This window comes from Ensifer sp. ENS11, from assembly GCF_014851895.1.
GTDB classification, from domain to species: domain Bacteria; phylum Pseudomonadota; class Alphaproteobacteria; order Rhizobiales; family Rhizobiaceae; genus Ensifer; species Ensifer canadensis.
In genome coordinates this window covers 1-13,177 of sequence record NZ_JACVAN010000007.1, presented here as the reverse complement: position 1 = coordinate 13,177, position 13,177 = coordinate 1, and the positions used below count along the sequence as shown (strand labels likewise).

The 13,177-nt window shown below is 62.2% G+C and carries 13 protein-coding genes; 9 read left to right on the top strand and 4 right to left on the bottom strand.

Annotated elements, in window-relative coordinates:
- Nucleotides 1-103: 103 nt before the first annotated feature.
- The 6 genes from IB264_RS15420 (at nucleotide 104) to IB264_RS15395 (ending at nucleotide 6,315) form a co-directional block, all read left to right on the top strand.
- Complete coding sequence (locus IB264_RS15420) at nucleotides 104-1,342, top strand: extracellular solute-binding protein (protein ID WP_025428479.1); 1,239 nt, start codon at nucleotides 104-106, stop codon at nucleotides 1,340-1,342.
- 203 nt (nucleotides 1,343-1,545) lie between these two features.
- Nucleotides 1,546-2,427: a carbohydrate ABC transporter permease gene (locus IB264_RS15415; RefSeq protein WP_025428478.1), complete on the top strand. Its 882-nt coding sequence runs from the start codon at nucleotides 1,546-1,548 to the stop codon at nucleotides 2,425-2,427.
- On the top strand, nucleotides 2,427-3,272 hold the full coding sequence (locus IB264_RS15410; RefSeq protein ID WP_025428477.1) for a carbohydrate ABC transporter permease: 846 nt from the start codon (nucleotides 2,427-2,429) through the stop codon (nucleotides 3,270-3,272). The genes IB264_RS15415 and IB264_RS15410 overlap by 1 nt, the downstream gene beginning before the upstream one ends.
- Complete coding sequence (locus tag IB264_RS15405) at nucleotides 3,269-4,294, top strand: SIS domain-containing protein (RefSeq protein WP_025428476.1); 1,026 nt, start codon at nucleotides 3,269-3,271, stop codon at nucleotides 4,292-4,294. The genes IB264_RS15410 and IB264_RS15405 overlap by 4 nt, the downstream gene beginning before the upstream one ends.
- Nucleotides 4,295-4,297: 3 nt before the next feature.
- Nucleotides 4,298-5,233 carry a PfkB family carbohydrate kinase gene (locus IB264_RS15400; protein ID WP_025428475.1) on the top strand — a complete coding sequence of 312 codons (936 nt, stop codon included), beginning with the start codon at nucleotides 4,298-4,300 and terminating at the stop codon, nucleotides 5,231-5,233.
- The gene (locus tag IB264_RS15395) at nucleotides 5,230-6,315 is read left to right on the top strand and encodes an ABC transporter ATP-binding protein (RefSeq protein WP_025428474.1); all 1,086 of its coding nucleotides are present in this window, start codon (nucleotides 5,230-5,232) and stop codon (nucleotides 6,313-6,315) included. Before IB264_RS15400 ends, IB264_RS15395 begins: the two co-directional genes overlap by 4 nt.
- Before the next feature lie 160 nt (nucleotides 6,316-6,475).
- On the opposite strand, the gene IB264_RS15390 is transcribed toward IB264_RS15395, so the two are convergent.
- From IB264_RS15390 to IB264_RS15375, 4 genes are all read right to left on the bottom strand, one after another.
- Nucleotides 6,476-7,246, bottom strand: a complete 771-nt coding sequence (locus tag IB264_RS15390) for an amino acid ABC transporter ATP-binding protein (protein ID WP_057211363.1) — start codon at nucleotides 7,244-7,246, stop codon at nucleotides 6,476-6,478.
- A gap of 13 nt (nucleotides 7,247-7,259) precedes the next feature.
- Nucleotides 7,260-7,922, bottom strand: coding sequence for an amino acid ABC transporter permease (locus IB264_RS15385; protein WP_057211365.1), 663 nt, complete (start codon nucleotides 7,920-7,922; stop codon nucleotides 7,260-7,262).
- 5 nt (nucleotides 7,923-7,927) lie between these two features.
- Complete coding sequence (locus IB264_RS15380; RefSeq protein WP_025428472.1) at nucleotides 7,928-8,590, bottom strand: amino acid ABC transporter permease; 663 nt, start codon at nucleotides 8,588-8,590, stop codon at nucleotides 7,928-7,930.
- A 72-nt stretch (nucleotides 8,591-8,662) separates the two neighbouring features.
- Nucleotides 8,663-9,502, bottom strand: coding sequence for a transporter substrate-binding domain-containing protein (locus IB264_RS15375; protein ID WP_025428471.1), 840 nt, complete (start codon nucleotides 9,500-9,502; stop codon nucleotides 8,663-8,665).
- A 160-nt stretch (nucleotides 9,503-9,662) separates the two neighbouring features.
- Between IB264_RS15375 and IB264_RS15370 the strand changes: the two genes are divergently transcribed.
- The 3 genes from IB264_RS15370 to cysT all read left to right on the top strand — a co-directional run.
- Nucleotides 9,663-10,721, top strand: coding sequence for a D-TA family PLP-dependent enzyme (locus IB264_RS15370; protein WP_057211367.1), 1,059 nt, complete (start codon nucleotides 9,663-9,665; stop codon nucleotides 10,719-10,721).
- Nucleotides 10,722-11,056: 335 nt separating this feature from the next.
- A complete protein-coding gene (locus IB264_RS15365; RefSeq protein ID WP_371412252.1) occupies nucleotides 11,057-12,094 on the top strand; it encodes a sulfate ABC transporter substrate-binding protein in 1,038 nt (345 codons plus the stop codon).
- A 239-nt stretch (nucleotides 12,095-12,333) separates the two neighbouring features.
- Nucleotides 12,334-13,177 (top strand): sulfate ABC transporter permease subunit CysT (cysT, locus tag IB264_RS15360; RefSeq protein WP_246811772.1); only part of this gene is annotated, 844 nt, incomplete at its 3' end.

Sequence of the window (13,177 nt, the reverse complement as noted above, 5' to 3'; positions counted from 1 at the left end):
ATAGATATGTCGACGGCCGTCCGCAAGCGGGCGGATTTCTTATATTCGGTGCACCGGGGAGGTGTATCGGCAAAACTGAACCGCTCAGTTATTGGAGGCAGGAATGTTGAAATCCATTAAAACCACGTTGCTCAGCGCAACCTTGCTCGGCTTGTCCTTTGCCGGCCACGCCTATGCTGAAACCACACTCAATGCGCTGTTCATGGCGCAGGCGGCCTATAGCGAAGCCGACGTGCGTGCGATGACCGAGGCCTTCACCAAGGCCAACCCGGATGTGAAGGTGAACCTCGAATTCGTTCCTTACGAAGGCTTGCATGACAAGACCGTGCTGGCCCAAGGCTCCGGCGGCGGTTACGACGTCGTGCTCTTCGACGTGATCTGGCCGGCCGAATACGCCGCCAACAAGGTGCTGGTCGATGTCTCCGACCGGATCACCGACGAGATGAAATCCGGCGTGCTGCCGGGCGCCTGGACCACGGTCGAATATGACGCCAAGCGCTACGGCATGCCGTGGATCCTCGATACCAAATACCTGTTCTACAACAAGGAAATCCTCGAGAAGGCCGGCATCAAGGCGCCGCCGAAAACCTGGGACGAACTGACGGAACAGGCCAAGATCATCAAGGACAAGGGGTTGCTCGCAACGCCTATCGCCTGGAGCTGGTCGCAGGCCGAAGCCGCTATCTGCGACTACACCACGCTTGTTAGCGCCTATGGCGGCAAGTTCATCGACGGCGGCAAGCCTGCCTTCACGTCCGGCGGCGGTCTCGACGCGCTCAACTACATGGTCACGAGCTATTCTTCGGGCCTGACAAATCCGAACTCGAAGGAATTCCTCGAGGAAGACGTTCGCAAGGTCTTCCAGAACGGTGAAGCAGCCTTCGCGCTCAACTGGACCTACATGTACAACCTCGCCAACGACCCGAAGGAAAGCAAGGTTGCCGGCAAGGTCGGCGTCGTGCCGGCACCGGGTGTTGCGGGCAAGAGCGAGGTGTCGGCCGTCAACGGGTCGATGGGCCTCGGCATCACCTCGACCAGCAAGCACCCGGACGAAGCGTGGAAGTACATCGTCCACATGACATCGCAGCCGACGCAGAATGCCTATGCCAAGCTGAGCCTGCCGATCTGGGCCTCGTCCTATGAAGACGCCAATGTCACCAAGGGCCAGGAAGAGCTGATCGCCGCCGCCAAGCTCGGCCTTGCCGCCATGTATCCGCGCCCGACGACGCCGAAGTACCAGGAGCTTTCGACAGCCCTGCAGCAGGCGATCCAGGAAGCGTTGCTTGGACAGGCCTCCGCCGAGGATGCACTCAAGACCGCCGCCGAAAACAGCGGTCTCTGATCCCACGGCTTCGACCTCCCGGGTGGCCCTGCCGCCCGGGACTTGCCGGAACGGTTTCACCGGCAATAGCATGAGCCCACGGCATAATTCCTTAAATCGGAATCGACTTAAGGAATTATGCGGCAGGTTTAAAGCGCTACAGCGTGCTTTGCGCGTCATATCTGATGCGCGGCGCTGTAGATGGCCTAAAAGGTTTCCATCCCATGTCCGGTACCTGGATAACAACACGCGCGTGGCTGCTGATGCTGCCGCTGCTCGCAGTCATGATCGCTGTCATCGGTTGGCCGTTGGTCGACACCGTCAGGCTTTCGTTCACTGACGCAAAGCTCGTCGGCACCGAAGGCAGCTTCGTCGGCCTCGACAACTATGCCAAGGTGCTCGGCGGTTCGAACTTCCTGCGGGCCTTGGTCACGACCACATGGTTTGCGGTTGTCTCGGTGACCGCCGAAATGGTGATCGGCGTGCTGGCGGCCCTGCTGCTCAATCAGCAATTCCGCGGCCGCACGGCATTGCGCGCCTTGATGATCCTGCCCTGGGCGCTGCCGACGGTCGTCAACGCGACGCTGTGGCGGCTGATCTACAATCCGGAATATGGTGCACTGAACGCGGCCCTGACGCAGATCGGCCTGATCGACAGCTATCGCTCCTGGCTCGGCGAGCCTGGCTCGGCGCTGACAGCCCTGATCGTCGCCGACTGCTGGAAGAACTTTCCGCTCGTTGCCCTGATCGCGCTTGCAGCTCTCCAGGCGGTGCCGCGCGACATCACGGCCGCCTCGCTCGTCGATGGCGCAGGCCCGTTCAACCGCTTCCGCTATGTCATCATGCCCTATCTCGCCGGCCCGTTGCTCGTGGCGCTGGTGCTGCGCACGATCGAAGCCTTCAAGGTCTTCGACCTCATCTGGGTCATGACACGCGGCGGCCCGGCCAACAGCACGCGCACGCTGTCGATCCTCGTCTATCAGGAAGCTTTCTCGTTTCAGCGGGCAGGGTCCGGCGCCTCGCTGGCGCTGATCGTCACACTGCTGGTGACCGTACTTGCGGTCGCCTATGCCGCACTTGTGCGCAAAGCCGCGGGAGCCACCTGATGGAACGCCAGAGCCCACTGTTCACTGCCTTCATCTACGCCTGCGCCCTGTTGCTGACGGCCGTCATCCTGGCGCCTGTTGTGTGGCTCTTCGTCATGAGCATCTCGTCTGCGGCCGACCTTTCGGCAAAGCCGCTCAACTGGTGGCCTGATGAGATCGATCTGTCGCGCTATGGGCTGCTGCTGACCACGCTCGAAAACACCGCCGGCGCGGCCTTCGTCGCTTCGCTCTTCAACAGCCTGAAGGTCGCCGGCATGGCGACGCTTGCCGCCATCGCCGTTGCCATTCCCTCGGCCTGGGCCGTGTCGCGCACGCCCACCGTCTCCTGGTCGCTTTACGCGGTGATCGCCACCTACATGCTGCCGCCGGTGGCGCTTGCGGTGCCGCTCTATATGGGCCTTGCCACTCTCGGCCTGTTGAATTCGGTCTTCGGCCTTGCACTCGTCTATCTCACCATCCTTGCGCCCTTCACCACCTGGCTGCTGAAGTCCGGCTTCGATTCCATTCCCAAGGAGATCGAGAGCGCTGCCATGATCGACGGCGCCAGGCTGGATCAGATCCTCAGGCTGATCACCCTGCCGCTCGCCGCCCCCGTGATGGCGACCTCGGCACTCTTTGCCTTTCTGCTTGCCTGGGACGAATTCTTCTATGCGCTGCTGTTCACCTCGGACCTGCGCGCAAAAACCCTGACGGTCGCCATCGCCGATCTCGCCGGCGGCCGCGTTTCCGACTACGGACTGATTGCGACCGCCGGCGTGCTAGCCGCCCTGCCTCCGGTGCTGATCGGCCTCATCATGCAAAAAGCCCTGATCTCCGGGCTCACCAGTGGCGGCGTCAAGGGATGACCATGAGCGATACCAGAAACCGCCCGGCCGGGCTCATTGCAATCGACCGTGAAATGGCCCGTCAGGCTTCAGACGCCGTCGCCTCGTTCCACGCCGCACAGGCGCTCACCGGCAGGATCGCTGCATCGCTCAGATCGACCGGCAAGCTGCTACTGCTCGGAATGGGCGGCTCGCATGCGGTTGGTCGCGCGCTCGAACCGCTCTACCGGGCCCACGGCATCGATGCTATCGCGCTGCCGCTGTCCGAACAGCTGGGCCAGCCGCTGGCGATCGAAGGCAAGACGATCCTCGTCACATCGCAGTCCGGTGAAAGTGCGGAAGTTCTGCGCTGGTTCGCCGAGACCAATGGGGCGACCGGCGACACCTTCGGCCTGACCCTCGAAGAGGGTTCCTTCTTGGCCCGCAGCGCCCCATCGCTGGTCGGGGTCGGTGGCACCGAAAAGGCATTTGCCGCGACACGCAGCCTGACGATCAGCTTCGCGCTGCACCTCTCGATCCTTGCCGCCCTCGGAGACGACGCATCCGCGGCACTGCAGGCGATCGAAGCACCGCAGACGCCCGACACAACGTCGGCGCTCGCAGCGCTTGCGGATGTCCGCGCCGTGGTAACGTCCGGCCGCCAACTTCAGGGACTTGCCGAAGCGATCGGGCTCGGTCTGACCGAGTTGTCCCGGCTGCCCTGCTTCTCGCTCGAAGGCGGGCAGCTGCGGCACGGGCCAATGGAAATGCTCGGCCCGTCGGTCGGCGTCGTCTTGTTTCGCGCCGCCGATGCAACTGCCGGCCTCGTCAGCGTCATGGCGGTTTCCGCAGCCGAAGCCGGTTCTCCGGTTGTCGTCTTTGATGCCTCCGGCGAGGCACCAATCGCTGGCGTGACCACGCTTTCCTTCAAACCGGCCGCCGGCATGGCCGCGATCTTTGCGATGCTGCCGGTGGCGCAGTTGTTCATGATCGCCTTTGCCGAGGCGCGTGTCGTCGATGCCGGAACGCCGGTCCGATCGACCAAGATTACCCGGAGCGAATGAAGCATGCGTCCTCTTGTCGTCATCGGCAACGTCAACGTCGATCTGATCCTCGGGCCGGCCGCACCCTGGCCAAAGGCCGGCACCGAAGTCATCGTCGATCACGATGAGCTGCGCGTCGGCGGCTGCGCCGGCAACAGCGCGCTTGCCTGGGATTCGCTCGGTGTCGATTATGCGATCGCCGCCAACATCGGTAACGACCAGTTCGGCACCTGGCTGAAAGACGCCTTTGCCGAGCGGGCCAGTGGCTGGCCGGTCGAAAACGTCGGCACGACGCTGTCGGTCGGCATTACCCATCCGGACGGCGAGCGCACCTTCTTCACCACCCGTGGACACCTACCGCTCTTAAATTTCGACGAAATCCGGACAATGCTCGACGGCGAGCACCTGCGTGGCGGTCTGGCGCTGCTTGCCGGCTCCTTCCTCACCGACGCGCTGACCGCCGCCTATGACGATGTCTTCGACTGGGCCGAGGCGCATGACATCGCCGTGGCACTCGACACCGGCTGGCCGCTCGACGGCTGGACGGATGCCAACTGCGCGGCGACGATCGGCTGGCTGAAACGCTGTCGGCTCGCGCTCTTCAACGAGGTCGAGACGACGACGCTGACGGGCCTTGTCGATGCGGCAGAGGCAGCGCGCGCGCTCAAGTCCCACATGCCGGCCGACGCGATCGTCGTCGTCAAGCGCGGGCCGAACGGCGCCCTTGCCCTCGGCCCGACCGGAGACATCGTCTCCATCGTCGCGCCCACGGTCAAAGTGATCGACACGATCGGCGCGGGCGACGTGTTCAACGCCGGGTTCCTTGCAGCCCTTGCCGCCGGAATGCCGCTGGAAAACTGCCTTCGCACCGGCGTCACCATCGCCTCTGAGGCAATCTCGACGCTGCCGCGCAGCTATGGAAAACCCTTGTCCGCCTTTCTTCAGGAGACGATCGCATGAGCGCGCTTGAGATCCACAACATCCACAAGCGCTACGGCGAAGTCGAAACGCTGAAGGGCATCGACATCGCGCTGGAAAGCGGCGAGTTTCTCGTGCTGCTCGGCTCTTCGGGCTGCGGCAAGTCGACCCTGCTCAATATCATCGCCGGCCTTGCCGAGCCGAGCGGTGGCGATATCCGCATCGGGCCTCGGTCGATCATCGGGATGCACCCAAAGGATCGCGACATCGCCATGGTGTTCCAATCCTATGCGCTCTACCCAAACATGAGCGTTGCCCGCAACATCGGTTTCGGCCTCGAAATGCGTAAAGTTCCGGCGCCGGAACGGGAAAAGGCGGTCATTGAGACAGCGAAGCTGCTGCAGATCGAAAACCTGCTTGAGCGCAAGCCGAGCCAGCTCTCTGGCGGCCAGCGACAGCGCGTCGCCATCGGCCGGGCGCTCGTGCGAAACCCGCAGGTTTTCCTCTTCGACGAGCCGCTGTCGAACCTCGATGCCAAGCTGCGGATGGAGATGCGCACCGAGCTGAAGCGCCTGCACCAATTGCTGAAGACGACGGTTGTTTATGTCACCCATGACCAGATCGAGGCGATGACGCTTGCTACGCGCATCGCCGTCATGCGCGACGGCCGCATCGAACAGCTCGGCACGCCGGAAGAGATCTACGATCGCCCGGCCACGCTTTATGTCGCGGGCTTCGTCGGCTCGCCGCCGATGAACATTTTTGAGGCTGAAGTATCAGACAGCAGTTTGCGCGTGGAAGGCGGCGACCAGCCGATCGCCCTGCCGGCGCGTTTTCATGGCAAGGTGCAGAATGGCCAACGCGTCAAGGTCGGCATCCGCCCGGAGGCGCTGCGGCTGGCAACAGCCGAGTCCAATGCACTGCGGCTGACGGCGCGCGTCGAGGTTGTCGAGCTGACCGGCCCGGAACTGGTGGTGACGGCGCGCATCGGCGACCAGCGCATCACCGCCTGCCTGCCGCCGCGCACGCAGCTGGCCATCGATGCGGAGCGAACATTCGCTTTCGACGAGGGCGCCTTGCATCTGTTCGACCCGGAAACCGGTCGGTCCTTGCTTTCCGGTTGATGCGGAAAGGGGCTCGCTCGGTCCCGGCGCCTATCGCGTACCCAAAGCGAGTGGCGAAGTGACGTTCGATATGTCGACCTGCGGCGGAGGCGCCGCAAGCACTGTTCCGCGGCCCTCATGCCCGGATGCCACGACCGCCCCTGCCAACGGTATTTGTGCATCAGTTGAACGACGAGGTTTTCAGGAATTCGGCCAGGCGCTCAGTCTGCGGCTTCAGGAACATCTCCCGCGGATTGCCCTCTTCGCCGATGCGCCCCTGGTTCATGAAGATCACCCGGGAAGACACCTCGTAGGCAAACCGCATCTCGTGCGTCACGAGCAACATGCTCATCCCGTCCTCCGCCAGCCCCTTGATCACCTGCAGCACCTCGTTGACAAGCTCCGGATCGAGCGCAGAGGTCACCTCGTCGAACAGCATCAGCTTCGGGTTCATGGCAATCGCCCGGGCGATCGCTACGCGCTGCTGCTGACCGCCCGAAAGCTGGCCGGGATAATGATCCCTGTGCGAGAGCAACCCCACCCGGTCGAGCCATTTCTCGGCCACCGACAGTGCTTCGTCCCGCCCCATGCCGCGCACCTTGATAAGGCCGAGCATGACGTTCTTCGCCGCGCTCATGTGCGGAAAGAGGTTGAACTGCTGGAACGCCATGCCGGTCATTGCCCGCTGGCGGGCGATTTCCTTTTCCCGCTTGCGCCGCCTGACGCCGGCGACGGTGTCATAGCCGATCTCCTGGCCGTCAATGCGGATCGACCCGCCCTGGAACTCCTCCAGCATGTTGATGCAGCGCAGCATCGTCGTCTTGCCCGAGCCGCTGGAGCCGATGATCGAAATGACCTCGCCCTGCGCCATGGTGCAATCGACGCCTTTCAGCACTTCGACTGGGCCATAGCGCTTGTGGAGGTCGCGGATTTCAAGAAGTGCCTGGGTCATCGGATCCGGGGCCTCACGATGGGACGGCTGTCTTGCGCTCGACGTAACGGCCGAAGCGCTCGATGCTGTAGTTGATGACAAAATAGAGGAAGCCGGCGAAGAAATAGAACTCGAGGCTCATGAAAGTGCGCGAGATCAGCTCCTGCGTGCGCAGCAAAAGCTCGGCGACGCCGATGATCGACAGCAGCGTCGAAGCCTTGACCATTTCGGCGGCGGTATTCACCCAGGCCGGCAAGGCCTGCCGCAAAGCCTGAGGACCAAGGATATAGGCAAAAGTCTGCGGGAATGTCAGGCCGATCGCCTTGGCCGCCTCCGTCTGTCCCTTGGGGATCGCCTGAAGCGCGCCGCGGACCAGTTCACCCACATGCGAGCTGCAGAAAACCGAAAGGGCAAGGATGCCGGCCTGGAACGGCCCGAGATCAATGCCGATGGTGCTGAGCACGTAGTAGCTGGCGAGAACCAGCACCAGTACCGGCGTGCCGCGGATGAAGTCGGTATAGCCGCGCACGATGAAGCGCACGGGTTTGTAGCCGTAGGTCAGGGCGAGACCGACGAAGACGCCGAGCACCGTCCCGACAACGATGGACAGGAAAGAAATGGAAACCGATACGCCGAGACCCTTGAGAAGGGGGATGCGGGCGATCCAGAGCTGGTCGAGGAATGCGGAAAGATCCATGGCGATCACCTCGGCACGGCAAGTCGGCGCTCGACCGCGCGCATCAATGCGGCGAGAAGCGAACAGGTGGCGACATAGAGGCAGCTTGCGACGATCCACGTCTCAATCACCCGGAAGCTTTCGACATTGATCTTGCGCGCCTCGAAGGTCAGTTCGGGAACGGCGATCGCGGCTGCAAGCGAGGTATCCTTGAACAGGGAGATCATCGTGCTGCCGAGCGAGGGAAGTACATTGCGCAGCATCAGCGGCAGGATAATCGAGGTGCGGATCTGCATTTCCGTGAGCCCGATCGCCAGTCCCGCCTCCCTTTGGCCAGGAGGCACGGAAAGCAACCCGCCGCGGAACACCTCGGCGAGATAGGCGCCGGAATAGATCGCCAGCGTCAGCACGAAACTCTCGATCTTACCTAGCCTGACGCCAAGCTGCGGCAGGGCAAAGTAGCTGAACAGCACCAGCACCAGGATCGGCGTGTTGCGGATCGCGGTCACATAGAAGCCGGCCGGCTTGCGTAGAACCATGGACTTCGACACCAGCCCGAAGGCGGTGACGAGGCCGATGAGACAACCGGCGAGGATCGCCGCGAAGGCGAGGCCGAGACTGAGAGCCAGACCTTCGAGCAGAAGGTCGAAAGACCGCCAGACTGCGGCGAAATTCAACTGATAACCCATGTCTTCAGCCATCCATGCCGACAGGACAGGCGTCGATCCCGCACGAGTACGGGATCGACCGAACGGAAGCGCCTACTTGAATTCGACCGGAAAGCCGATCTGCGGCGGCGTCAGGTCCTTGCCGAACCAGGTCTTGAACGACTTCGCATAGAAATCGAAATCCACCCCGGTCATGGCTTCGTGCAGCGCGGTGTTGACGAAGTTCAGCCAGTCCTGATCCCCGCGCTTGACGCCGCAGGCATAGGTCTGCGGGTTCCAGCCATAGCCGGCGTCCTTGTAGCGATCGGGGTTCTGGGTCATGTACCAGGCAAGCGACGACTGGTCGGTGGCCACAGTATCGGCCCGGCCGGATTCGAGCGCCTGATAGATGAGGTCGACAGATTCATACTGATCGACGGTCGCTTCCGGCAATGCCGCATGAACCATCGCCTCGGCATAGACGTTCTGCAGAACCGACACGGTCACCGATGAACCCGCCGCCTTCAGCGCCGCATAGTCGGCATATTTGCCGTCCGACTTCAGCATCAGGCCGACGCCTTCGCGATAATAGGGGATGGTGAAGGCGATCTGCTGGGCGCGCTCGCCGGTCACCGTCATGAACTGGCAGGTGATGTCCACCTTGTTGGTGGTGATGTTCGGGATACGGGCGTCTGATGACTGGTTGACGTATTCGATCTTTTCCGGGTCGCCGAACAGCGCCTTGGCGATGATCCGGCCCATGTCGACATCGAAGCCCTGCAGCTTGTCTTCGGCGCTCTTGAAGTGCCACGGTGCATTGGTGCTGCCGGTGCCGAGCACTAGATGACCGCGCGCGAGAATTTCGTCGAGTTTGCTCGCTGGCTGCTGCGCCTGTGCCGGCAAGGTAATGGAGGCGGCTGCGATGGCGGCAGCCGCGAGAACTGTCTTGATCATCTGCATTCTCCCATTTTTGGGTTCCCGTCATTATTCCATTATACAGTATTACAATCCTGAATAATGGATTGACGTATGAAATGCCGACGGTCATAACTTGTCAAGGGTGGATGATGTAGCTTCCCCGTGTGCCGCGCCCGACAAAAGGAAGTGATGAGCGATGCCCCTGCCGATCGAAACGCCCGCCGTGCTGGTCGATATCGAGATCGCCAAGCGCAACATCCGCACGTTCCAGGACTACGCGGACATCAACGGCATCCGCGTTCGGCCGCATATCAAGACCCACAAGTTGCCGCAGATGGCCGAGCTGCAGCTCGACGCCGGCGCCATCGGCATCACCTGCCAGAAGGTGACCGAAGCTGAAGCGATGGTGGACGGTAGTGCGCGGATCAACGATGTCCTCATCACCTACAACATTCTCGGAACGCCCAAGCTCGACCGGCTCGAGCGCCTTAATGGACGCATCGCGCTGGCAGTCGTCGCCGACAACGAGACGGTCATCAATGGACTTTCCCGTCACTTCTCGACCAAGGGCAAGCCGCTTCGGGTGTTCGTCGAATGCAACACCGGCGCGGACCGTTGTGGCGTCGCTTCGCCCGTGGAAGCCGCCCGTCTGGCCCGCCTGATCAATGATGCCAAGGGTATCGAATTCGCCGGCCTGATGACCTATCCGCCAATCGCCGGCGAGGCAAAGGTTCAGGCCTTCATGAGCGAGGCCAAGCGCCTGATCGAGGCGGACGGCCTGACCGTGCCTGCGATCACCTCGGGCGGCACGCCGAGCATGATGCATTCGGCCGGCGCGCCGATTGCATCCGAATATCGGCCCGGCACCTATATCTACAACGACCGCTCCCTCGTTTCGCGCGGCGTCGCAACCTGGGACGACTGCGCCCTCACCGTACTGGCGACCGTCGTCTCGGTGCCTTCTGAGCACCGTGCGATCATCGATGCGGGCAGCAAGGTTCTGACCGCCGACCTCCTAGGCCTCACCGGCTATGGCCATGTGCTTGGCCGCGACGACATCCGCATAGACCAGCTCTCGGAGGAACACGGCCGACTTGTGACCGACGGACCGATCGGCCTGACGGTCGGGCAGCAGCTGCGCATCGTTCCCAATCATGCCTGCGTCGTGACCAACATGGTCGACGCCGTGCATATCGTCGAGGGCGACGAGCCGAAGGCCATCTGGCCGATCGTCGCCCGTGGCCACGTGCTCTAGCGGGTTTGTTGCTGCGGCAACCGTTCTTTGGCTGAGTTTTCCTAGGCCCCGCTTCGTCCCAGAAGGGTCGCATCCCTAGCAGTCCCGTGCCCAAACCGCGTCCATACGGCCGCCCGATCACATAGCCCATCCGGAATTTTGATGTGCGCGTCAAAGGGCTCATGCTATTCTCCGCCCGGTTCGCCACTGACAGGAGATCGGCGACCAGACGGGCGTTGGGCAAACCGTTCCTTAAAAAGGCACAACAACGATAGGACTTTTCCCGATAGCCACCTCCCGCATCATCAGTTTGCGTTGAAGCAGTCAATTAAATTGATAGTTTTATCTGGTAACCGATGGAGGTCGAGATGGGCTTTGGACGAATTACCGGAATTGTGGGACTGGCAATTGTAGTCGGAGGCCTGCAGCTTGGTGCTGCAAGTGTGGCTTTTGCCGACACGACGATCCTGAACGTGTCCTATGACCCGACACGTGAACTTTACAAGGACTTCAACGCTGCCTTCGCTGAAAAGTGGAAGGCGGACACCGGCGAAACCGTGACGATCCAGACATCGCATGGCGGCTCCGGCAAGCAGGCCCGCTCCGTGATCGACGGACTGCAGGCCGACGTCGTGACGCTGGCGCTTGAGGCGGACATCGACGCGATCGCCAAGGAAACCGGAAAGATCCCGGCAGACTGGAAGACCAAGTTCGAAAATAACAGCGCACCCTACACGTCGACGATCGTCTTCCTGGTGCGCAAGGGCAACCCGAAAGGCATCAAGGACTGGGGCGATCTCGTCAAGGACGACATCCAGGTGATCACGCCGAACCCGAAGACCTCGGGCGGCGCGCGCTGGAACTTCCTGGCAGCCTGGGCCTACGCACGTGCGGCCAATGGCGGCGACGATGCCAAGGCACAGGCATTCGTTACCGATCTGTTCAAGCATGTGCCGGTGCTCGATACCGGTGCGCGCGGCTCGACCACGACCTTCGTCCAGCGCGGCCTTGGCGACGTGCTGCTCGCCTGGGAAAACGAAGCCTATCTTTCGCTCGAGGAACTCGGCCCGGATAATTTCGACATCATCACGCCGTCGATCTCGATCAAGGCCGAGCCGCCGGTCGCGCTGGTTGACGGCAATGTCGATGCCAAGGGTACGCGCAAGGTCGCCGAGGCCTATCTCGGTTACCTCTACAGCGACGCCGGCCAGAAAATCGCTGCGAAGCATTACTATCGCCCGTTCAAGCCGGCGGCTGCCGACCCCAAGGATGTCGCTCGCTTCGGTGATCTCAAGCTGGTGACGATCGAGGACTTTGGCGGCTGGAAGGAAGCGCAACCGAAGTTCTTCGGCGACGGTGGTGTGTTCGACCAGATCTACAAGCCGGGGCAATAATCGACCCTGTTCATGACATGAGAAGATCGGCCGGACCATTCGATCCGGCCGATCCCGTGCTACAGCGCCGCGCGTCAAATATGACGCGTAAAGGGACGCTGTAGCGCTTTGAACTTGCTGCAAATTTCCTCGTAAAACCGTTTCCGATTTGAGGAGGAAATTGTGCAGTGGGCCCACATGGGGATTGCGGGCATCATTGAGGACCGCTTGGGTTTTTTGCCTTGGGCATGAGAGGTGAGTTGGATTTGAGAGAGCATGGCCACAACAGGCGCTGGCGGTTTCGTCAGCCGAGCGTGCTTCCGGGGTTCGGTCTGGCGCTCGGCGTCACGCTATTCTGGCTGGTGCTGATCATCCTCATTCCGCTGTCGGGCCTGATCTGGCGCTCGAGCGGCCTCGGCTGGTCGCAGTTCATGACGCTGGCGCTCGATACCCGCACGCTCAATGCACTCAGGATCAGTTTCGGCACGGCCTTTGTCGCCGCCATCGTCAATCTGATCTTCGGCGTCATCCTCGCCTGGGTGCTGGTGCGCTATCGCTTTCCCGGCAAGCGAGTGATCGACGCCATGGTCGACCTGCCGTTTGCGCTGCCGACGGCGGTCGCCGGCATTGCGCTGGCGACGCTCTATGCCCCGAACGGCTGGATCGGCACGCTGCTGGCCCCGCTTGGCATCAAGATCGCCTTCACCCCCATCGGCATCGTCATCGCGCTGATCTTCGTCGGCCTGCCCTTCGTCGTCAGGACCGTGCAGCCGATCATGGAGGAGATCGACAAGGAAGTGGAGGAGGCCGCCGCCACGCTCGGCGCCAGCCGCTTCCAGACGATCCGCCGGGTGCTGTTGCCGGGGCTGCTGCCAGCTGGGCTGACCGGCTTTGCGCTCGCCTTTGCCCGCGGCGTCGGCGAATACGGCTCGGTGATCTTCATCGCCGGCAACCTGCCCTACGTCTCCGAGATCGCTCCGCTCTTGATCGTCATCCGGCTGGAAGAGTTTAATTATCCCGCCGCCACCGCCATTGCCGCGGTGATGCTGGTGATCTCCTTTGCCATGCTGCTCGTCATCAACTCGATCCAGGCCTGGAGCCGGC

Coding starts and splice junctions, on each gene's coding strand:
- IB264_RS15420 (WP_025428479.1), top strand. CDS start 104: ATGTTGAAATCCATTAAAACCACGTTGCTCAGCGCAACCTTGCTCGGC.
- IB264_RS15415 (WP_025428478.1), top strand. CDS start 1,546: ATGTCCGGTACCTGGATAACAACACGCGCGTGGCTGCTGATGCTGCCG.
- IB264_RS15410 (WP_025428477.1), top strand. CDS start 2,427: ATGGAACGCCAGAGCCCACTGTTCACTGCCTTCATCTACGCCTGCGCC.
- IB264_RS15405 (WP_025428476.1), top strand. CDS start 3,269: ATGACCATGAGCGATACCAGAAACCGCCCGGCCGGGCTCATTGCAATC.
- IB264_RS15400 (WP_025428475.1), top strand. CDS start 4,298: ATGCGTCCTCTTGTCGTCATCGGCAACGTCAACGTCGATCTGATCCTC.
- IB264_RS15395 (WP_025428474.1), top strand. CDS start 5,230: ATGAGCGCGCTTGAGATCCACAACATCCACAAGCGCTACGGCGAAGTC.
- IB264_RS15390 (WP_057211363.1), bottom strand. CDS start 7,246: ATGACCCAGGCACTTCTTGAAATCCGCGACCTCCACAAGCGCTATGGC.
- IB264_RS15385 (WP_057211365.1), bottom strand. CDS start 7,922: ATGGATCTTTCCGCATTCCTCGACCAGCTCTGGATCGCCCGCATCCCC.
- IB264_RS15380 (WP_025428472.1), bottom strand. CDS start 8,590: ATGGGTTATCAGTTGAATTTCGCCGCAGTCTGGCGGTCTTTCGACCTT.
- IB264_RS15375 (WP_025428471.1), bottom strand. CDS start 9,502: ATGATCAAGACAGTTCTCGCGGCTGCCGCCATCGCAGCCGCCTCCATT.
- IB264_RS15370 (WP_057211367.1), top strand. CDS start 9,663: ATGCCCCTGCCGATCGAAACGCCCGCCGTGCTGGTCGATATCGAGATC.
- IB264_RS15365 (WP_371412252.1), top strand. CDS start 11,057: ATGGAGGTCGAGATGGGCTTTGGACGAATTACCGGAATTGTGGGACTG.